The organism is Psychrobacillus sp. FSL K6-1415, from assembly GCF_038003185.1.
In the GTDB taxonomy this organism is placed as follows: Bacteria; Bacillota; Bacilli; order Bacillales_A; family Planococcaceae; genus Psychrobacillus; species Psychrobacillus psychrodurans.
Map to the genome: position 1 here is coordinate 3,979,225 of NZ_JBBOOQ010000001.1, position 20,459 is coordinate 3,999,683.

Consider the following 20,459-nt stretch of genomic DNA (forward strand, 5'->3'; position numbering starts at 1 on the left):
TAATTTAAAATGTTAGAGTCACATCTGCATCTTTTGCAAACTCCAGGAAAGTTACAGCACCGCCAACTTCAATTCCGTCAACAAAATCTTCTTTTTCAAGTCCCATAACATCCATCGTCATTTGACAACCAATGAATTTCACATCCATTTCTTGTGCCATTGCCAACAACTCAGGGATAGACGGCACGTTGGCTTTCGCAAATCCTTCCGCAAAATGTTCTTTTCCTTCAGGCATTTGAAGTTGTTGATTAGCTTCTTTATGGATCAAGTTCAACCCTTCGAATGTAAAGAAAATCGCAACTTCTTGGTCTGTTGCCGCTGCCGCTGTGGCAATGTTAAATACTTTGTATGCATCAAATAATCCACCGTTACTTGCAATAATTGCTACTCTTTTGTTCGTCATTTTTATTCCTCCATTTTCGGGTTGATTTAAATTAATTTACTGATTTCCCTGTTGGTCCAGTCCATTCACTCATACCAGGTACGACATTGATGACTTGTTTAAAACCTGCAGCGGTGAGTTTTTGTGCCGCAAGATCACTTCGATTACCCGTACGGCAAACCACATGGATTTCTGCATCCTTATCTAATTCAGTCATGTAATTATCCAATTCACCAAGAGGAATAGATTTTGCGTTTGGAATATGGCTAAATGCATATTCCGCTGACTCACGTACATCCAGTACCACTGTTTCTTGGTTTACTTCTAATTTTTGTTGCAACTCTTCATTTTTCATGACGTTTGGATGCTTTTTCTCGTTTGTTTCTTCTTCACTTGATTTACGAAGGTAGTGTTTTAAGACTGTCCCTTCTTCAACTGTTCCAAGGTATTGATGTCCTGTACTTTGTGCCCATGCTTTCAAGTCGGCTGTAGAGCCTTTATCCGTCGCTTGAATTTCCAATACTTCTCCAGAATCCAATCCGTTTATGGCTTTTTTGGTTTTCACAATCGGCATTGGACAAGCTAAACCTTTTGCATCTAATACTGAATCTGATTTGATCATTGTGTGTATTCCTCCTTATTTAAAATACTGTTAGGGGTATATAAAAACCTAAAAAAATTATTCGGTTGGTCCATTCCACTCTAGCATTCCGCCAGTCATGTTGGTTACTTTATAGCCATGCTCTTCAAGTAGAGAAGCTGCCTTAGAGCTTCTACCTCCTGAGCGACAAACCATGATGTATTCTTTTGATTTATCCAAATCCTGCATTTTAAATTCCACTAAACCAAGAGGTATATGGATAGCTGTTGGGATTTTTCCTGCTTGGACTTCATCAGTTTCACGAACATCAATGATGTTCAATGGTGCCTTTTCCTTTAATAATGCCTCTACTTCAATCGGTAAAATTTGGTTCATGACTAAGCTTCCTCCTTTAATTAGCGCCAAGCGCTCATTCCACCTTTTACATTGGTGATATTCTTGAATCCCATCTTTTTTAGTACTTTACTGGCATTGCTACTTCTCATTCCACTTTGGCAAATCAAGAACACTTCTTTATCTTTAGATAGTTCACTTGCTTTTTTCGTTAGATCATATAATGGAATATTTTTAAACTCTTTGATGTGATTCGCTTTAAACTCACTAGGAGTTCGGACATCAATAAACTGTTTCTCCTTGTTTTTCAACTCGGTATTCAATTCTGAAGTACTAATATTACGAATTCCTTTTGCCGGGACTAGCCGTTTATATAGAAAGAAAGCAACAGCACCAATTAATATGACATTTATTAATATACCCATCATCGTCAGAAAAACACCTTTCTATCTTGAAATTGCTTAGTTAGTGTTAAATAAACAAGTTAACGTTGCCATCTTCTGCGTCAGCCAGATATGCTGCAACACCGGCGTATTCAATGCCGTCCAGTAACTCTTGTTCTTGTAATCCTAATAAATCCATCGTCATGGTACATGCGATCAGTTTTACATCTTGTTCCTGTGCCATTTCAATTAAACTTGGTAGTGTCATCGCGTTATGCTTTTTCATGACATGTTTGATCATTTTAGGACCCATACCTGCAAAATTCATATTGGACAATCCCATATTATCTGCCCCTCTTGGCATCAATTTGCCAAACATTTTTTCAAGGAAGCCTTTTTTCAAAGTCAACGGTTCATCTTTACGCAATGCATTCAATCCCCAGAAAGTGTGGAAAACGGTCACTTCATGATCATAAGCTGCAGCCCCATTCGCAATGATATAAGCTGCCATCGCTTTATCGTAATCTCCACTAAATAAAATTATCGTAGTCTTTTTCTTTTCAGTCATATTTTCACTCCTTATTTTTTATACCAGTAGGGGTATAATTAAACCCAAAAAATATGTTGCCACCCAACTAATACCCCGGCAGGTATAATATATCTTAAAAAGTAAAGTTCGTCAACCATCCAAATTTGGATGGTCAAGAACATCTCCTATCTGCTTTTAATCAACAGTTCAACAGCTTCTTTAACCAAATCGTTAGTGCTTTCACCTTTTTCAACATTTATTCTTACACATTGTTCCAGATTTGTACTTACGATAACGCCCATTGTCCGATCTATTGCATTGCGAGCGGCAGATAATTGAGTGACTATATCCCGGCAGTCTTTACCTTGTTCCATCATCCCAAGAACGCCTTTTAACTGCCCTTCGATTCTTTTTAAGCGATTAATAACACTTTTATCGTACTCCATCTTTGTCCCTCCATTCATTACAATCATTTTAATATCTGGTAACTCTTATATTAATTCCTTTTCCCAACGAGAAACGTATTCTAAGGCTCAATTCTAGCTTATCTGAACAATCACATGAATATTAGACAATGGAATCTCATCATTATTAAGTCCCAAATACGAATAAGGAATATTTTTAATCATATCATCATAGATATTATACGTCCTAATATCCAAAATTTTAAATCTCGTTTCATTTAGACTAATTATGTTTTCAAGGAATGTTCCTAATCCTTACATATCGTTTATACCCATAAAACAAAGACTACGAAAGCAATTAAATGAAAAAACTAATGAAAACCAATTGGCTTACAATCCCCACTTTATACCTACTGGGGTATAAAGTCAAGTGGTTGATATAACTTATTTTATAATATCTAAAATAAAAAGGGACATATGAATTTTCCCAACCCTTCAGTCCCAACTTAATAATCACCTCCTTGTAGATAGAATTCATCGAGTCATTATGCACTCACAGACTTTTAAATGTGCCCTTGTTAGATGAACCAACAATTCGGCAAGCACTTTTGTATCCAGCTTTTTATTTATGAGATAAGAAAAAGAACGTTTTCAAAATAGATGCATATGATAATCTGATTAATCTATGAAGGGATTGAAGAAATTGTATTATTTTACCGATGGTTATCCAAATCTATCCCCTTATTATTATGTCAATGTGCCAATGAATTATTATAATAATGGACATACAAATTACTGGGCAAATCCTTATGAGCACTTACATGCAAATCAATATGCACTTCATCACGATCTCAATGGATATAATAATAAGATGTTAAAAGATTACGGTCCAAACCCGTTTGTCATTAATATTAATGAAGCTTCAAAACAAAACAATACTTTTCGTACTGCCTTATGGACTGGGAATTATTTACAGGTAACATTAATGAGCTTAAATCCCGGAGAAGATATAGGCCTAGAAATGCATCCTGATGTTGATCAATTTATACGTATTGAGCAAGGGCAAGGTATTACTCAAATGGGTATGTGTAAAGAGAATTTGAGCATCACAAGAAATGTAGGTGATGATTCCGCAATCATTATACCTGCTGGGATATGGCATAATCTAACAAATACAGGTAATATTCCATTGAAGCTTTACTCGATATATGCTCCACCTAACCACCCATTTGGTACTGTTCATCCTACGAAGGCAGATGCAATAGCTACAGAAGGTAAAGGTTATAGCAATGGAAATAAAATTGTTTCTGGTAAGACTCCAGATGAATGGGTACGATTTACGGAGTTTTTGGTAAATGAAGGACTAGAAGATGTTAAAAAAGGAATCAATGCTACTCATATTCTGCAAGAATTCATTCTAATGGGGGTTCTAGTTGGTAAAGGATATTCCCCAGAAAAAGCTTATGAGACAGTTGAAGAATGGGAAAAAACAGGGGTATCTAAACTTCTTCAGCAAAGTAAATATAAGCAGTGAAAATGGAAAGACAATAGAAGTAGATAAATTATTTTAAATATTCAAATCTTACCATCGTCAGCCAAACCACAACTTTCAATAGACATTAAAGATAGTATTATTAAAAAAAAACGTTTTGTTAATGGTAATCAACTTGTTATGCCTTCACAGTTCAATATTTTTGTAATTATTATTTAAATTTAAAATGACACTAATATATATAGAACCGTCAATTTTTTTCCACTGTTTTATCCCCTAAATGTGAATTCCTTCTTAAACTAAACCACTTCGTTAGTTTAAGTGTAACATTTCACAAACAAAACAAAACCACCTCACGAAAAATCAACCCTAGCCTTTAACATAGCCCAAAAATAAAAAAACCATTTCGAATTTTATGAAATGGTTTTTTTATATTAATAAGAATCCTTAAACTATAAATAACTATTTATATCTCCCACTAATTCTTGATAAAAGTAGTCTCTAATTCCTGCCTTACGCATTATTTTCCAATTAGCCAGTTCCTCATCTTTTAACTGATCTACCGACCATTTAATACGTTTCTTTTGGAAGTCTAAAACCGATTCCGTAACAGTGTTAATAAAGTCTATTGTTAATGGTAACTTATCTCCTTTCTGTTCCAAAAGAGATTTCTGATTTATTGCCTTTGCAATACTAGTCAGTGTTATTCGTACAGGCTTATCTCGACTACTTAATTCCTTCCATGCATTCTTAACAACCTTTAAAGTTTCAACATCTCTTTCAGACCAATCTACTCTTTTATTTATGCTTTTTTTTCGTAAAGAAATGGGTGAATGTTGATTTAACCACTCTTTATCAGCCCTGTATAGTTTCATATAAAGGGAAGGATTCTTCTTTCTTAGCTCAGTTTTTGAGAAGGTTGGATTTTGAAGTACTAAGTCTAGCCACAGAACCTTAAAATCATGCTGTGAATAATCTACCTTATTCTCTTTTACATTTTCTTGTTGAGCCTTAAGAGCATATTTAATTATAGTTTTTGTATCTACTTTCAATATTTTGGCACAAGCTCTATAACTTAACTTCTCGACTTGTACTAAATGTATTAGTTTATTATTCCAGATGCCTCCCAGTTCCTTTATTCTCCCCACTTTTTCTTTATCCTCTGGGTTTTTATCAGGACCCCTTCGTGAATACACAAACCCACAGGAACAATAGAAAGTCCCTACAGGTCTCTTTGTGTCGTAACAGCTTGTAATCTTTAGATTTGTAATAACGGGCTTTAGATAGTGTTGTGCTGCCGGATTTAAACATATATACGGTTTTTCACCAAAGGGATTATAAGACTTATTAGCATATTGATGAATTGTATCAATAGACTCATCTAAAAAATGTATAAATAATAAATGTCTTACTGGATGAAATGTTTTTCTATGTTTCCTCGTAATCGATTTTAGCCAGCAATCATTATTATTTTCACTTGGTAATGATTGCATTAAATTTAAAAAATCCACCCCAAACATCCCAATGAAATCTTCCACTAACCGTTTCTGATCGATACTTTTTGGAGATTTCATATACCCTTTTTCTTGTAATAAATAGTGATATATCTCCAAAAGATTTATTTGGTCAAAATTGTAGTCTGTTATCGTTAATTTATAACTCTCCTTGGAAAAAATATATAATAAATGTTTGTTAATTTTAGAAAAATCATATTGGATATTATCTCTACTAATCATATCTTTATGAACAGGTGGACGTTTTATAAATGAATTCTCTTGCCTAAATAACACTGAACTATCTTCCAGAATCGTGTTATGTTCTAAACAGACATATACACTTGGTAGTTGCTGATAAGTACGCCAATAAGTTTCTCCATGGCCTTCCATGTCTTTACTCAAACACCTAGGGCAAAAGCGATAATAAACAGGTTCTTTTACAGTACTCGCCATTTGTCCAGTTATATAATGCAATAAGTTTTTCCCTTTGCTTATTAACATTATTTCCCTAATAATTTGTTTGGTTTTCTTCGTATTAAAATTTGTGTAATAGTGGTATAAAGTATGTTTATTAATCCAATCATCTACATTCATTTCACTAAAATAACGAATGTTATCATACAACTCTTGTAAATCAGTAGGGAAATCTGGAATAATAAGTGCTTTGTTTTTTCCAAATAACTCTTCTGTGGTACTTTTTAAAGTTATATTTCCAGAACGATTATGATATCTTGCTAAAACGTTACTTAGTAATTCATCTTTATAAATAGAAGGAAAAAAAGCTATCAAATATTATACTCCTTTAATTATGAATTCTGACAAACCACTTTTGATGTAACCTTCATCATTTAAAGCTTCATAGGCTGACTTTTTGTTCTTTCTTCCCGTATCTATAATTAATTTCAAATTATTTTTACTCGAGTTACTTTTTATATTCCGTCCATTTTGTTTCTTTTCTTCAATATATATTAGTGCTTCCGTCATTAATTGCGTGATAGTTAAATCAGGTGACTTTTTTAATATATATTTTGCTGCATTTTCAGCAACCTTCTCATTGACGTCTAAATTTATTAAAGATATTATAAGCTTTTCTAATTTTGTTATATCTGTTTTTAATCGATCTTGTGCAATTTTTTCTTTTTTTGCTTGCATTTGGGCTTTAATGTCAATAATAGGCGTTCTATTTAGAATATATTCTTCCAAATCCATGGGAAGAATATCCTCATACTTGGCTATTGCTGCTGCATCACCTGATTTAAGAGCATTTATCATTGGGTGAACAAGTTTTAAATCTTCCTTAAAAACTTTTCTAATGAGTTGAGGAGTTACTTTTTCAACGCCAGTTTCTATTGCTCTAGTCTGTGCAAGAAAATATAATTTCACTGCAATGTCTATTATGCCCTGACTTTCTTCATAAAAAGTGTCTATGATTTCTTTATTCAATTCCTTATACTCTTTCGTCCATTGATAATCCCACATGCTAGTGATTAGTACATCCCAATCCTCATCATTTTTCATTTGTTGCCAGACCATATCTCCTTGACCACTGCTTCTGCGTGCCTGTCTAAAATCCTTTTGTAGCAGTGCTCGTGCCTTCATTGTTCCTATAAACATTACAGGTATCCCAATTTCATTCACTAGTGTTACAAAAAAGTTCATCATCATTTCAGATGCGACACCTTTTGCGGATAACAAGTGTTGAATTTCATCAATAATTAGAGCACCCACGCAATGTAATCGTGAAATTTGTCCCATTCTTGTGACCATAGAACTTACTGAGTTTGAGGGCTTACCATACTTCTCGTAATAGTTAGTACCAATTTGTAAATCTATTTTTTGAAAGAAATCCATGCATAATGTTTTCAAAGAACCATCAAATGGACAATTCAGCTTTATCCATACAACTTGAATAAAGTTTAAGGGGTGTTGATGTAAAATAACTTGAGGATATAAAGATAATATTCTTTCAATAGCTGATGTTTTCCCTATCCCTGAAAATCCAATTAAAGTGAAGCTTGATGCTGAATTCCTTATATTAGGTGGTAATCCTATTTCTTCGTTATTAACTAATTTATTATGCAATTCATTAAGAGTTTGAACGTGTTGCTTTTGTAGTGGGTTCCTATATACATACCCATCTCTAATAAATCGTGAAAAACGTACTTCTAATTTCAATGTCTGATTTACGGGTTGAAAAAAACGCGTTAAACGTAATAGTGCATGATAGCGCAGATGAATTGATAAATTTTTCTCATTTGGATGATATTCTGGTAGATAACACAGTTGATTAAAAGACTCGTCAAATGACAAAATAGGGGGGAGTACCTCAATAAGCGGATTTCCCTTGTAGTCAGTTAATTCCCCTTTCTGATACTCTGCTAATAATACCTCTCTTCCATTTTCTAATTTAATTGTTTTAGGTTGTTTGATCATTTTTTCTCCCCCTCCTTTTGTTAAAAAGATCTTTAATTGAAGGCGTTTGGACTCTCCCTTCACTAAATTCAGTATTGAAATCTATAATCATACTTCTTTTATATCTTTTTCTTCCCCCATTTGAAATGCTTCTTTCTTTCTTTGTAACCCTTTTTCAAGCTTTCTATTCCCTTGAATATTTTTTATTTTTTTTGTTTTACTTATTTGACTGGTCTGTGTATGTTTAGCATCTTCCAATGATTCCTTTACAACTGCCTCAATGTTACTAAAGAAATTAATTTCCTCCTGGAGCAGGTATTGATTTTCATTTTTAAAATTCTTACTCTCCGTACCTAATAACTGTTCAATTTCTTCAAATATTTTATTTTGGAATCGTTCTTGGTGCTCTAAAAGATAACAATCTTCAAATAGTTCCTTATCCTTTGTATGAAGATAAATAGTACTCATGTTTCGAGGATCGTATGAAATATCTACTTTCCATCTTCCTTCTTTTCTAGCATGAGTAAACCAAAGTTCTTTTATCGCTATTTCACAGCTGTATAACATTCCTTTAAATTTTATACCTTCTGCAGTTACAGTTGCCTTCGCCTTCGGCATTAAGTAAAATTTAACTGTATCTAATTCAGCCTTACGTAGCTTGCCAGCCTTATTCTTTATCCCCCATTTCCAAAGCTCATTGGGAGTTGGTCTAACATTATCTATTATCATATCGGGATCTCTTAAATAATTTTTCATATAGTAATTTTTGTTATAATGTAAGACGAAGTTTATAATAATTTTCGTATATTGTTCAAGAGTTAATTTAGCTTCTAAACGGTAGTCTTCCGCACCTCGTTCACCAAAATCAGGTTGTATGTATCCTGGTAAAAACGGCTTTATCTTCTCTTGTGAAGTATCGAAGAGTTTTTCAACAATTCCTTTCCAATCCGGCCTAAATGAAGGATTATTTTCAATAGAAATATTTAATCCTTCAATCAAGCTATTCACATTGTAACCCTCTAGTTCCCCACGATCCCCAACAATGATTTCCGGTAAATGTGCAGCTGGCCACATTTCATTTGAAATAGGAACTCCATACTTCTCACAAAACTCTTGTTTATCCATTGTGGCATTTGCAATTGCCATCATCATTCCCGCCCATGAAGGTCCTTCAAGCCCGATATACATTCCTGTAATCATATGTGTAAATACATCAACAACAAAGTAAATTATTGGTCTACCAATTATCCAATCTGAATTATAGCTAGAAATAAGATATACATTCCCTATCGTTGCATCTATTTGATAACGGGAGCCTGGTCCCATCGTTTCATAAGTCGATGAACCTAAAACTGGTCTATAATCTCTTTCAAACTTCTTCTCTCCCTCACGGTTAATTAATACTTGCTTAATATCATATTCTTTTTTAAACCAATAACTAAATTGACGTAAGGTAGGAATGCTATTTTCATCAAGAATAACAATATGCTTAACCCCATTTTCGTAACGGATATTGTCTGCGAAATATTCTTTAATCATCATCTTATATGTATGAGACAAGGAGTTCTTTTTGCTCGTGAAGTAATGCTTTTTAATTGCTTTATTAAAGATTACTCTCGTTTCATCAGTGATATTTATTCCGACACTATTAGTTGTTCTAGGTCTCCCCTTTTTAATTGCACCACTTTTTTTATCCTTTCCTTTCGCTCCTGAATTCTCATAGTCGGGTAACAAACTATTTATAGTCATACCATTTTGCCAGTACTTTCTTAAGTATCTGTATGCAGTTTTGTTTGTACATAATTTCGAATTCACAAGTTTATTTATATGCTCACTACGTTCTTTCTTCTTATAAATTGACGGCTCATCCTGCACCAAATCTTTTATAATTCCCCAAGATTTATCTCTAATTTTTAAATGCCCCTCAGACAAATCATCAAAAGAATTTGACTTAATGTTTGATTTATTTAATTTAACGTAGGTACCTTCTAATAATCCTTGACTTATATCTTTTATTCTTAAAAGAAATGGAAGAGCTTTTGCCTCCTCTATGTCTATTACATATGTAATAAAGTTTCCATCATCTATCCAGAGCAAACGATAAACTTTGTCACTAGTTATATCACTTATTAATTCATTAACTGCTAATGTAATCATCTTTATCCTCCTCACTAATGTTAAAATTTAATTCATTTATGTATAAACTTCTTACGTTTATTTTTTTGTTCATATCCACTAAGATATACTTCCTGGCTAGAAAATGCTTAATATAGTTCAGTGATGCCCCCGCACCTAAGTAATAATCGTCGTCAAATTTATTACATATTTCTATTACTTTTTCATTCTTATCCTTTTTAGAGAGTAAAATACTTAAGAATAAACTAGCGCTATCAATATCTTCCTGATCATCTAAATAGTAAAACTTATGAATCCATAAAATATTGTCCGTAAGTTCACTAGATATTTCTCTTTCGGTTACAATTCCCCAATCTATTTCGTTTTTTTTCCAATACTCTCTTTCTATTTCAAATTTTTCAATTACCCTATTATCCTCAAGATGACCACTCGGCTTTACTGTACGAGCTAGATATTCTTTTTGTTGATTTTTTATGATAGTAATCAAGAAGTCGGTTGTCATTACTATAGGGGCTTTTGTGGTCCTGTCTATTGAATGAGCAATCCCTTTTTCTTCAGCAATTTTAAAAGTTACTGTATCCTTCAAAGGAAACTGTTCCCTAATATCTACTACGTCATCTGCCCATTCTAATAAAAGAAAATAGTCTCTCTCTAAATTTGATAAAAATTCATGCTGTCTTTTGGTTTTCCAACCTATTAATCGTGTAACATTTCCATCTGAAGGAACATTCTGTATTTTCAACCAAGGAATATAGTCTCCTAACTCTCCCTGTCCCCTTCCTTCCTTTATGTAGCGTTCTTTTTTCTCTTCAGACCAATTATTTTTACGCTTTGACACTTAATGAAAACCACCTTTTTTTGATTGAACACTTTATATTTCGTTGTGTTCCCTTATAATTTTTTCTATGTAAGTATGTATTTCAGGTAGAATTTTAGCTCTGATACCTGTTAGGGCTATTAATTCATATTTTTTCACCTCTACATTCTGATAGTGTCTTTCCATACATTGATGTATTAACCGAATCTGATAATCGGAAACAGTTTCTAGAATTGAACTAATAAAACTATCTGTCAGTGGATAATTGTCTTTATTACGCAAATCCGTTCTTAATCTTTTATAGAAAGTGTTTCTGGTAATTTTTATTATATTTCCCGCTTGTTGTTCATAAGTAGACCAATTATTGAATATATGTCTAGCTTCTTCAAGTTTCAGTAAATCTTCTTTTTGGTAAATTTCGTCGCTATATTTTGATCTTCCCCTTTTGGAAACTGGGGTGTTCTTTTCTAACCACTCTTTATCTCTTACTAATAGCCTTTTATAAAGATTCCCATACATATCATGCAATTCTGTCCGTGAGTAGTTAGGGTGATCTTTAAAAATTTCAACCCATTTCTCTCTATCCTCTTTTTCTTGTTTCTTTCTTTTGACGTTTAATTGTTTTTGTTTCTCTCTCTTTTCGTTCTCAAGATATCTATGTCCTTTTTTAATAATATTTTGTACCGTATTTTTGCTTTGTTTTATTTTTTTAGCTAATTCCTTAACCGTTATACCGTCGTTTACTAATTTATCGAACTCTCTTTCCCAAACAATTCCTTTCTTTTTAACCCTACTAGAGAACTTGTTTATACTAAGAGGATTACTCTCTCCAGTATTTAACGTATAAGTGAATCCACAACTACAAATAAAATCAGCTCTAAACTTCCCAGAAAAATCATTAAAAATAACTTCAATCTCAGATATAGTTTTATCTAAGTAATGGTCGGACAACGGATTCATGCACACCCATGGACCACTTCCGAAAGGTAGATACTGCGGCGAAGTATTAATAAAACTCTCGACAGACTCACTTAAAGTCATCATAAGTAATACATGTCTAACAGGGTGAATATGCTTTATCCTTTCTATACTTAAATATGATAACCATTTGTTATTTCGTGGATTAGAGTTAAGAATATTTAAAGTTTCTTCATTAAATTTCGAAATTATTAACTCCCCTAGTCTCGACTTAAGAGTTGATTTCGGTGTTGCAATTCCTGCTATCTTAATAAATTCAAAATATTTCTCATATAGTTGTTTGAAGTTAAATTTCTTTACTTCATTATTAAAGAAATATTCAATATTTGATGTTATTTCAATTAGTTGTTCAATGATTGTATTGTCATTTCCCTCCAACTTATTTACATCTTCAATCGGCAGAATAAATTTATTTATAGGATTTTTAACAATATTTATCTGAGATATATCTAAAAACCTAGCGTGTTTACTACAAACCATCACCCCTGGCACTTGAAAAACTCTATTCCAATAGCTTTCACCATACCTATCTATACTTTGCTGCACACACTTGCTACAATAATATAAATAATCCTTTGAAGGAACATCCCATTTATATTTTTTTTTACTTTTCAAATGAAATTCTAACGCAACAGCAGTGTTGTGAATTTTATTGTTTATGAAAGGGGTATATAATGGCGATGAAGAGTGTTTACTTAAAAAGTAATGCAAAGTATATTCATTCGAAAAATGATTGATTTTAGATACAAGAATATCTATCTTAGATAGATATTCTTCATTTAACATAGGCTTTTGTATATCAAACAATTCTAGTAAAACAGCATTTTTCGATAGAGCCCCCGTATGATTAGCGTATCTTGCAGCTATACTATATATAGTTTCGTCTTTATATGGACATGGAAAATAACCTATCATGTATGAACCTCCTTTATTTATTGAAACTTTAGTTTTCTAAAAAAAAAAATCGTATGGATGTACCCGAAAAACGAAGTCGTTCTCTCCCCCCTCTTTCAAACCCTTGCCCTGACTGACTTTCCATATTCTGTAGGCGAATTAGTTGTTCCCTAATTCGCTCTTTTTTCATCCTATTTTTTGTCAGATTTCATGATTTTCAGGTAAATTAGTTGTTCCCTGAAATTTGGAGTTATTCTGCTTTTTCTTGCTTTTCCCCACGCCTTTTCTCATGCTTTTTCTCGCACTTTCCCCCGCTTCTTTTTTCTCCCGCTTTCCTTTCAAACAGAAGGTTTATCAGGCTTTCTCTCACGTCTTTCTTCTCGCTTTTCCCCCACGTTCTTTCTCGCCAGGCTTTTTCCTCGCTCTTTTTATCCAACAAAAAACACGAGGAAAATCGGATGGTGATTCCGATTTTCGCTCGTGTTAGGGAACATTTTATTTGACCAAGAATACAGTTAATTTTGCTAAGGAAGAACTCGATTTTGCAGGTACATAGAATGCAGGTGATAGGACTTACAAGGAGCAGGGTAATTTATTTGTATAAAATAGATTATCCTGCACAACAAGATAATTTTGAAACGTCTTTATCAAACGTAAGAGAAGCCAACTTTAACCCTTCTGCCATAGTTAAGTATGGTGCGAGACTTTCCTTTAAATCTTCTACAGTTAAACCAAATTTTACTGCTAATGTCCCTGCATAAATTACATCCCCTGCATTTTCAGATACAACATGAACTCCTAATATCTTTAATGTTTTCGCATCTGCCACTATTTTGAATACCCCTGTGGTTTCACGATTTACAATTGCTCTTGGAACAGCTTCTAAAGGTAATACAGATGTTTTGACATCATATCCTTTTTCTTTTGCTTGTTCTTCTGTTAAACCAACGGTTGCAATCGAAGGATTTGTAAATGTAACACCTGGTACAACCGATAAATCCAATTTTTTATTTAACCCACCAATTGCATTATCAGCTACAATTCCACCTTCATAGGCCGCTACATACACAAATTGTGGTCCAAGTGTTACATCCCCAGCAGAATAAATCTTTTCATTACTTGTTTGAGCATATTCATTTATTTTTATTTCTTTGTGGTTTCCCACTTCAACACCTGCTACACTTAAATTTAGAGAATCTGTATTTGGTTTTCTACCTGTTGCAACAAGGAGTTGCTCTGATTCAATTATTTTTCGTTTTCCTTCAACCGTTACATAAACCTTTTTTATTTCTCCTTCTTGTTCCACACGCTCAAAAGTTGCCCCTTTTATTAGGTTTATACCCTGTTCTGTTAAAGCTCTTTCCACTGCTTCAGAAATCTCAGGGTCATATTCTTTTAATAGACGCTCACTTCTTTGCATAAGTGTAACTTCCGAACCTAAATGATGAAAAAGTTGCCCAAGTTCCATTCCAATATACCCTGAACCAATTACCGTTAAGCGTTTTGGAATTTTTTTTAATTCAAGTAGCGTTGTACTTGTTAAATAATCTACTTCTTCAAGTCCTGCAATCGGTGGTAAAGATGGAGAAGCACCCGTTGCGATTAAAAAGCGTTTTGCAGAAAGTATTTTTCCATTAACCACAACTGTACCTTCATCAACAAATTTTGCTTCACCCTCAATTAAATCAAATCCATATTCAACAATTAAATTAACATATTTTTGATTGCGGAGTTCACTAACCAATTCATTCTTTTGCTTTACTAACGGTGCTAATTCCACTTCTCCAGCAGATGTTTGTAACCCAATAAATGGATTTGTTTTTGCTAAATGATTGATTTCCCCAGCTCGTAAAAGGGTTTTTGAAGGAACACAACCAATATTTACGCATGTTCCCCCAACCGTTCCACGCTCAATCATCCCAACTTTTGCCCCATATTCTATTGCTTTAATGGCGGCAGAAAAGGCTGCTCCACCAGAACCGATAATAAGCAGGTCATAATCACCTTCATTACCTAAATCCACATCTTTTATTTCACCAGGTTGATATTTTGCTTCATTGATAGCTCTTTTGGCAATTTCAACCTCTTTATCATCAGGTAATTCAAATAGAGCTTCACCACGACTAAAATTAGCTTTAATGTTTTTTGCTCCTATATTTTCAAGTGCAACAGCCACATGCTCCTCACATCCTTTACAAGTCATTCCCTCAATTTGTATCCGATATTTTTTCATGTGTTTTATCCTCCTTAATCCTTTTATTTTAATTTTTTAATAGCCTTTTAACCATCTACTCTTTTAAATCTCAGCCTCGAAACCCTACAAAAGCTGTTACCATAAATGAACTAAAAATATCACTAACAGTTTTTACATCTTTCTCATTTCTACACAAAAACAAGCAGAAACGATATAAAATCTTGCTGTTGCTGTTTAACGTATAACCAAATACCCAGTTCTTATAGGTATCCTTCAGCCATTAGCGTATAAACAAGCATCCCTAAAACCAAAACCGTTGTAATCCATAATCCAATAATAGAGCTTCTCTTTTTACACTTTCGCCCATAAATCAAATAAAATGAGTATGCCAATAAAACCAATGTAACTGTTATTAACATCGTTTGATATTTCGTTGCATAAATAGCCAATCCTCCAGCAAAGCCTGTTAAACCAAAAGGAATCAAAATGAAGGGTCCTAAACAACAACCTGCCATCACAAATCCAGAGAATAACGTTGCTACTTGTGAAACTTTCTCTTTCACCACTATTTCACCACCTATATATTAAGAGCAACAAGAATCATTCTTAGAACTGGATTTATTTAACTTGTCATAAGAGTAGAATGTTAAGGCAAGAAAAATTGCTAAAATTGGAATTAGAATGTAATCTAAATAGCCAGTTATCGCCCCTAATCCAATAGCACTTAATAAAATAACTAATATCGGTGTAGCACAACATAGTAGAACAACAAATATACCTACCACTCCTGTAATAAAGCTCTTTTTATGTTTCATAAAAATCTCCTTCTTATTAGTCCTCAATCAACGCTTCAATAATAGGACATTCATGTAATTCTTTTTCATCTGGACATCTTTTCTTTAAATCTTTCAACATACGTTCAATCCGCTTTAAATCTTCTATTTGTTTTTTAACTTCTTCTTCTTTTTTTGATACAAATTCAAACATGTCTTGGCATCGAATTTCATCTTTATCAACAACCCCAAGTAATTTATAAATTTCATTCAAAGAAAAACCCAGCTCTTGCATTCGTTTAATAAACCCTACACGCTTAACATCATCCTCTGAATATATCCGATAACCTGAATTTGTTCGAGAAGGTTCTTGTAATAACTTCTTTTTTTCATAATATCTAATTGTTTCCTTATTTACATCACATCTATCTGCAAAACCACTAATACGATAGCTCAAACAATTCACCTCCAAACAAAGTATAAACCCCGTACTATAGTACGGGGTCAAGAATAATACTAAACATCTTTCTAATAATGAAAAATGTTTTCTTCATATAATTAATCATTGGCATTATGACTATTTAAAAATCCCCCCTCAATTCTTCAATCGATTCTTCTTGATTAACAGCTTTCTCGACAACTTTCAACCATCTTAATTCATAATCCTTGCTTTGACATTTAACTATTGCAAATTGGATTCTACTATATCCGAAAAACTAAATTGTTCTCTTGTTAACTCTTTTACTTCAACAAAATACGAGTAAAATCGGATGGTGATTCTGATTTTACTCGTGTGTGGGAGTGTTTTATTTGACTAAGGATACAGTTTATTTTCTGGTACATAGACGGCAGGCTGAAGTAACAAGGGATTTAAAAGGGGATAAGACATTTACTAATGATGTGAACTATTATTGATAAGAATTAGGCACATCAATTTTTGCTCTTGCCACACAGACACCGTTTTTAACTATAAAACATTCTACGAAGTGCTCTCCTTTAAATTGAGTAGCCTCAGTATGAGTTACTGAGTTAATTTTTACTATTTGACCTCGTACAAGGTTTCTTCTTTTAGCTTCGTCTCCTCGATTCTTAACTTTCCAATAAATATCATACGGTTTCGGAGTAGTATTTGTACTGATGAAGAAATTCAATGTTTTTTGTGGTGATAGCCACTTCCCTTGCCTCAACATATTCATTAAAGTGTCTATTCTAAAACCATCTTGCTCCACATGACACTCTAAAGCTAATTGATATTTCTTCTCTACTGGAAAGAGATATTGAATAAATTCTTCACTCTCATTATAGATAATCTCTTCATCCGATTTTGAAAAAGCATATTTTGCCATTGTTCTTTCCTCTTTAGCATTATCGTACTGTTCTTGCCAGTAGCTATGATTGAAAAAATCATTCCATGCTCCTATTGCCTGTTTATCAGTACAAACTTCCTCAAACAGTACATCCAGTTTATTTATATAAGTGGTGAGCCTATCTTGAAGTCTTTGAAGCCTATCATCATCTTTCTTTATCAGCTTCAGACTTTGACTTGCATCAGCAGGATTATAAACTTCCTTATTATAGACCAACCTGTCACGAACCGATTTAATCGTTTGATAGAACATCTTATCAATTCTATCCTCTTTTTCAAAACGTTCTTCCATCAAAACTGACTGAACTAATCCTCCTGGCATAACCCATTCGTCTCTGGATTTACAGAACATTTTCAGCAATCTAACTACAATACGTAACTTGTATTCCTTTTCCCTATTTGATTCAATAAACCACTTTGTAATTGCCTTTGGGTCTCTTTTTCTCCATTCACTACCACAGTGTTCATATTCATAATCCCCAAGAAAGTTCTTTGTTCTACGATAAACAGCAAAATCGACATGATATCCTTCTTCATAAGATATTCTCACACAATTAGTTTTGGCTTCAGGTTCAACATTAAATTGTTTACATTTTTTCTTTAAAGCATTCGCTACCATGTTTTTTGTTGCTGTTGTTCCTTCTGGAAGTTCATCTTTATCAAACACTATTGCAACATCAATATCATAGTCACTGCTCTCATTTTGTACTACAGTTGACATTGCTACACTGCCCTGTGTAATCGTTTCAACTATCTTATAGTTTGTATCTTTCTCAGAGTTATACTCTTTGATTCCTTCCTTCAATCTATTTACATTAAGGTTTTTAAGTTGAAATAAATGCGTTTTTTCTCCTTTTGGAAGAACTACGTGTTTGTTATAAAATGTCTTCAGTTTGCTCTCAACGTTGTACAAGTCCCCCACTCCTTTATTGCTCTATTAATTTACCTTTATTTTCACCGTTCATGATAATCCCCCATGGATAATTAGAATCGTGTTGTTTTATATCAAAGAAGTAACAAGTTATTTCAGCCATTCTTTGGTTGTCAATTCTCTTCCCAACCTCTAATGCCAAACTACTCTGAGATGAAATGAGGAGGTGCACTTTTTTACAACAAGTCGAAGCAGATATTTCTTCTATAACCTCTGCAATCTTTTGGGCGTATTCCAATAGTTGAGCCTTGTCCCTAATTACATTATCTTTTGGATTATTTATATATAGTTCAACCTTCTCTGCATTTTTAAATTGCTTCATTTGTCCCTGAGTAATTCTTTTAGTAAGTGAAACTGCTATCACAAATTCATCAGAATTTGTGTTTATTTCATTAAGAGGCTTGTTCATCTGTAATGTAGAATATTTCTTTCCCTTCTTTAATTTATAGAATTTTTCGGTCTCAATTTTATCGAATTCAAAATACTCATTAATTTTTTCACGTTGCAAAAATGTTCCCACCAACATTACGAAAGGTATAGGTGCGATTCCCGTGTATCCTCTTTTAAAATGTTTACTCTCCACTTTAAATGAATTCGTTTTTTCTTCTATAATTCCCACAACTTCTTTAATAGAGCTTCTTGTTACACCTTTTTTATAAATTCTAACTAAGTCAATTTCTCTTTCTTTAAATTCAAATGTGGACAGCCCTACGTCTTGGTTATTCGATTCCATTCTCTTATCATAGTATGCATTAATATTTAAAATAAATATTTTGTTCTTCGCAAAATATAGTAGATATCCTCCAACTATCATCAATAGTATCCCTACGATAAGTTGTACCCATTGAGTCTGTGAAAATGCGGAATTAATCTCGATTGCATCTTTGGCAGATTCACTTAGATTTAATATTGCAAAGAGTTTATTTATGTTAGTCCAAACATTACCAAACGAGCTCACAACAAGTGAGAGACCAGAAGTGAACAGTATAATTGACACTCCTTGTTCTTTCTGTTTTGATTTAAAGTTTTTCACCGTGAAAACTGCACCAATCACCATAATAATAGAAAAAACAATTAATATATCAAATTTCACGTGTCTCACCTCCTCCTTAAATGCGTCAAAATAAAACCACCTTCAATACTACAAGGTGGTAAAAATCATACTGTTTAAAATCGGTTAAGGTTTTTTGCCTTTATTATTTGTTTGAGTATTTACATTTTTTATTTCTGGTGCTGTAATATCACCAGAACTATTTTTGATAACAAAATTCATTACTTCTCCAAATTCATCGGCCAGATTCCAGCCGTAAGTTCGGTTTCCAGCTTTATCACCTAAAGTGATGAAAAACTCTTTATATTCGCCACCTTCATCCGTTGAGGATACTGTATGAATTCCTTTCCACTTACCAATACCTGTATCGAATTGAAGAGGAACGTGTTCTGTTCGAGTATTTGAAGGGTTTTTAAAACTTAAAGATATACTTTTTACTCCCGACAAATCGTCTTCTGCATTTAAAATAAAAGTTAATGTCTCACCAACTTGTACTGATTTCGGAGACACCTCTGCATCTTTTAATTTTGGAGGATTTATATCTCCCCCTTCACTATTTTCAATGTTGAAAATAATATCATTTCTGAATTCTTCAGCGAGATTCCATCCATAGGTTCGATTACCTGCATTGTCGCTAAGACTGATAAATAAGTCTTTATACTCACCGCCTTCATCAGTTGCTAACACCTTATAGGTCCCTGTCCAATTATTTGAACTTTCGTCAAATCTTAATGGTACATGTTCTGTTTTGCTACCTGACGGGTTCTTGAAACTTATCGCAATGCTTTTTACTCCAGATAAATCATCTCCTGCACTTAAAGTGAATGCCAAAGATTCACCGACTGTCACTGTGGCTGGATTAATCTTTGCACTTATTAAAGTCGGGGGATTTATGTCTCCTCCTTGGCTGTTTTCAACAAAAAATATCATTTTGTCTTTAAAATGATTTAGAACATCCCATCCATAAATCTTATTTCCTGCATTATCAGTTACATTAATAAAGAATTCGTCATATTTACCCGCTTCATCAGTTGATTGTATTTTATACGTTCCTTCCCATATTTTAGAAGGACTTTTTTGCGACAGTGGTACATGTTGCGTTCTACTGTTTGAAGGGTTTTTAAATGAAATTGAAACAGTTTTCACTCCTGAACTATCATCTTTAATATTTGCTCGGAATTTAATAGACTCACCAACTACTACTGTTCTTGGTTTATCGTTACTTTTTTCTTCAATCTCAACTTCAATTAACAAGTTTTCATTGCTCATTCCATCGCCTCCCTCTTT

Annotated in this window: 19 protein-coding genes; 1 reads left to right on the forward strand and 18 read right to left on the reverse strand. The window is 33.3% G+C overall.

What is annotated here, in order from left to right; all coding sequences use genetic code 11:
• Positions 1-4 precede the first annotated feature (4 nt).
• The 6 genes from MKY60_RS19590 to MKY60_RS19615 all read right to left on the reverse strand — a co-directional run bounded on the left by MKY60_RS19590 (position 5) and on the right by MKY60_RS19615 (position 2,674).
• Positions 5-403: a DsrE/DsrF/DrsH-like family protein gene (locus MKY60_RS19590; RefSeq protein WP_340930952.1), complete on the reverse strand. Its 399-nt coding sequence runs from the start codon at positions 401-403 to the stop codon at positions 5-7.
• Between the two features lie 31 nt (positions 404-434).
• Positions 435-1,004 carry a sulfurtransferase TusA family protein gene (locus MKY60_RS19595; RefSeq protein WP_340930953.1) on the reverse strand — a complete coding sequence of 190 codons (570 nt, stop codon included), beginning with the start codon at positions 1,002-1,004 and terminating at the stop codon, positions 435-437.
• Positions 1,005-1,061: 57 nt separating this feature from the next.
• Complete coding sequence (locus tag MKY60_RS19600) at positions 1,062-1,358, reverse strand: rhodanese-like domain-containing protein (protein ID WP_340930954.1); 297 nt, start codon at positions 1,356-1,358, stop codon at positions 1,062-1,064.
• 20 nt (positions 1,359-1,378) lie between these two features.
• Complete coding sequence (locus MKY60_RS19605) at positions 1,379-1,741, reverse strand: rhodanese-like domain-containing protein (RefSeq protein WP_340931121.1); 363 nt, start codon at positions 1,739-1,741, stop codon at positions 1,379-1,381.
• A 46-nt stretch (positions 1,742-1,787) separates the two neighbouring features.
• Positions 1,788-2,267, reverse strand: coding sequence for a DsrE/DsrF/DrsH-like family protein (locus MKY60_RS19610; RefSeq protein ID WP_340930955.1), 480 nt, complete (start codon positions 2,265-2,267; stop codon positions 1,788-1,790).
• A 146-nt stretch (positions 2,268-2,413) separates the two neighbouring features.
• The gene (locus tag MKY60_RS19615) at positions 2,414-2,674 is read right to left on the reverse strand and encodes a metal-sensitive transcriptional regulator (protein WP_340930956.1); all 261 of its coding nucleotides are present in this window, start codon (positions 2,672-2,674) and stop codon (positions 2,414-2,416) included.
• A 661-nt stretch (positions 2,675-3,335) separates the two neighbouring features.
• Between MKY60_RS19615 and MKY60_RS19620 the strand changes: the two genes are divergently transcribed.
• Positions 3,336-4,166 carry a cupin domain-containing protein gene (locus tag MKY60_RS19620; protein ID WP_340930957.1) on the forward strand — a complete coding sequence of 277 codons (831 nt, stop codon included), beginning with the start codon at positions 3,336-3,338 and terminating at the stop codon, positions 4,164-4,166.
• 410 nt (positions 4,167-4,576) lie between these two features.
• Here MKY60_RS19620 and MKY60_RS19625 read toward each other — a convergent pair whose 3' ends face one another.
• From MKY60_RS19625 to MKY60_RS19680, 12 genes are all read right to left on the reverse strand, one after another.
• Positions 4,577-6,409, reverse strand: coding sequence for a TnsD family transposase (locus tag MKY60_RS19625; RefSeq protein ID WP_340930958.1), 1,833 nt, complete (start codon positions 6,407-6,409; stop codon positions 4,577-4,579).
• A gap of 3 nt (positions 6,410-6,412) precedes the next feature.
• Entirely contained in the window at positions 6,413-8,053 is a 1,641-nt protein-coding gene (locus MKY60_RS19630; RefSeq protein ID WP_340930959.1) for an ATP-binding protein, read from the reverse strand.
• A gap of 87 nt (positions 8,054-8,140) precedes the next feature.
• Complete coding sequence (locus tag MKY60_RS19635; protein WP_340930960.1) at positions 8,141-10,189, reverse strand: Mu transposase C-terminal domain-containing protein; 2,049 nt, start codon at positions 10,187-10,189, stop codon at positions 8,141-8,143.
• A complete protein-coding gene (locus MKY60_RS19640) occupies positions 10,170-11,006 on the reverse strand; it encodes a TnsA endonuclease N-terminal domain-containing protein (protein ID WP_340930961.1) in 837 nt (278 codons plus the stop codon). Before MKY60_RS19640 ends, MKY60_RS19635 begins: the two co-directional genes overlap by 20 nt.
• A 33-nt stretch (positions 11,007-11,039) precedes the next feature.
• Complete coding sequence (locus tag MKY60_RS19645; RefSeq protein WP_340930963.1) at positions 11,040-12,878, reverse strand: TnsD family Tn7-like transposition protein; 1,839 nt, start codon at positions 12,876-12,878, stop codon at positions 11,040-11,042.
• A gap of 589 nt (positions 12,879-13,467) precedes the next feature.
• A complete protein-coding gene (gene merA, locus MKY60_RS19650; RefSeq protein ID WP_340930964.1) occupies positions 13,468-15,090 on the reverse strand; it encodes a mercury(II) reductase in 1,623 nt (540 codons plus the stop codon).
• A 221-nt stretch (positions 15,091-15,311) separates the two neighbouring features.
• The gene (gene merT, locus MKY60_RS19655; protein ID WP_340930965.1) at positions 15,312-15,617 is read right to left on the reverse strand and encodes a mercuric transport protein MerT; all 306 of its coding nucleotides are present in this window, start codon (positions 15,615-15,617) and stop codon (positions 15,312-15,314) included.
• Positions 15,618-15,635: 18 nt separating this feature from the next.
• Positions 15,636-15,866, reverse strand: coding sequence for a mercury resistance system transport protein MerF (merF, locus tag MKY60_RS19660; protein WP_340930966.1), 231 nt, complete (start codon positions 15,864-15,866; stop codon positions 15,636-15,638).
• 16 nt (positions 15,867-15,882) lie between these two features.
• A complete protein-coding gene (merR, locus tag MKY60_RS19665) occupies positions 15,883-16,281 on the reverse strand; it encodes an Hg(II)-responsive transcriptional regulator (protein WP_340930967.1) in 399 nt (132 codons plus the stop codon).
• Between the two features lie 451 nt (positions 16,282-16,732).
• The gene (locus MKY60_RS19670) at positions 16,733-18,103 is read right to left on the reverse strand and encodes a nucleotide-binding domain-containing protein (RefSeq protein WP_445677993.1); all 1,371 of its coding nucleotides are present in this window, start codon (positions 18,101-18,103) and stop codon (positions 16,733-16,735) included.
• Between the two features lie 13 nt (positions 18,104-18,116).
• Positions 18,117-19,214, reverse strand: coding sequence for an SAVED domain-containing protein (locus tag MKY60_RS19675; protein ID WP_340930969.1), 1,098 nt, complete (start codon positions 19,212-19,214; stop codon positions 18,117-18,119).
• A gap of 84 nt (positions 19,215-19,298) precedes the next feature.
• Complete coding sequence (locus tag MKY60_RS19680) at positions 19,299-20,441, reverse strand: Ig-like domain repeat protein (protein ID WP_340930970.1); 1,143 nt, start codon at positions 20,439-20,441, stop codon at positions 19,299-19,301.
• Between the last annotated feature and the right edge of the window lie 18 nt (positions 20,442-20,459).

What these genes read in the sequence shown, in the direction of transcription:
- MKY60_RS19605 (WP_340931121.1), bottom strand. Translation starts at nt 1,741, where the DNA reads ATGGGTATATTAATAAATGTCATATTAATTGGTGCTGTTGCTTTCTTT.
- MKY60_RS19680 (WP_340930970.1), bottom strand. Translation starts at nt 20,441, where the DNA reads ATGAGCAATGAAAACTTGTTAATTGAAGTTGAGATTGAAGAAAAAAGT.
- MKY60_RS19635 (WP_340930960.1), bottom strand. Translation starts at nt 10,189, where the DNA reads ATGATTACATTAGCAGTTAATGAATTAATAAGTGATATAACTAGTGAC.
- MKY60_RS19615 (WP_340930956.1), bottom strand. Translation starts at nt 2,674, where the DNA reads ATGGAGTACGATAAAAGTGTTATTAATCGCTTAAAAAGAATCGAAGGG.
- MKY60_RS19595 (WP_340930953.1), bottom strand. Translation starts at nt 1,004, where the DNA reads ATGATCAAATCAGATTCAGTATTAGATGCAAAAGGTTTAGCTTGTCCA.
- MKY60_RS19610 (WP_340930955.1), bottom strand. Translation starts at nt 2,267, where the DNA reads ATGACTGAAAAGAAAAAGACTACGATAATTTTATTTAGTGGAGATTAC.
- MKY60_RS19630 (WP_340930959.1), bottom strand. Translation starts at nt 8,053, where the DNA reads ATGATCAAACAACCTAAAACAATTAAATTAGAAAATGGAAGAGAGGTA.
- merF (WP_340930966.1), bottom strand. Translation starts at nt 15,866, where the DNA reads ATGAAACATAAAAAGAGCTTTATTACAGGAGTGGTAGGTATATTTGTT.
- merA (WP_340930964.1), bottom strand. Translation starts at nt 15,090, where the DNA reads ATGAAAAAATATCGGATACAAATTGAGGGAATGACTTGTAAAGGATGT.
- MKY60_RS19600 (WP_340930954.1), bottom strand. Translation starts at nt 1,358, where the DNA reads ATGAACCAAATTTTACCGATTGAAGTAGAGGCATTATTAAAGGAAAAG.
- MKY60_RS19590 (WP_340930952.1), bottom strand. Translation starts at nt 403, where the DNA reads ATGACGAACAAAAGAGTAGCAATTATTGCAAGTAACGGTGGATTATTT.
- MKY60_RS19645 (WP_340930963.1), bottom strand. Translation starts at nt 12,878, where the DNA reads ATGATAGGTTATTTTCCATGTCCATATAAAGACGAAACTATATATAGT.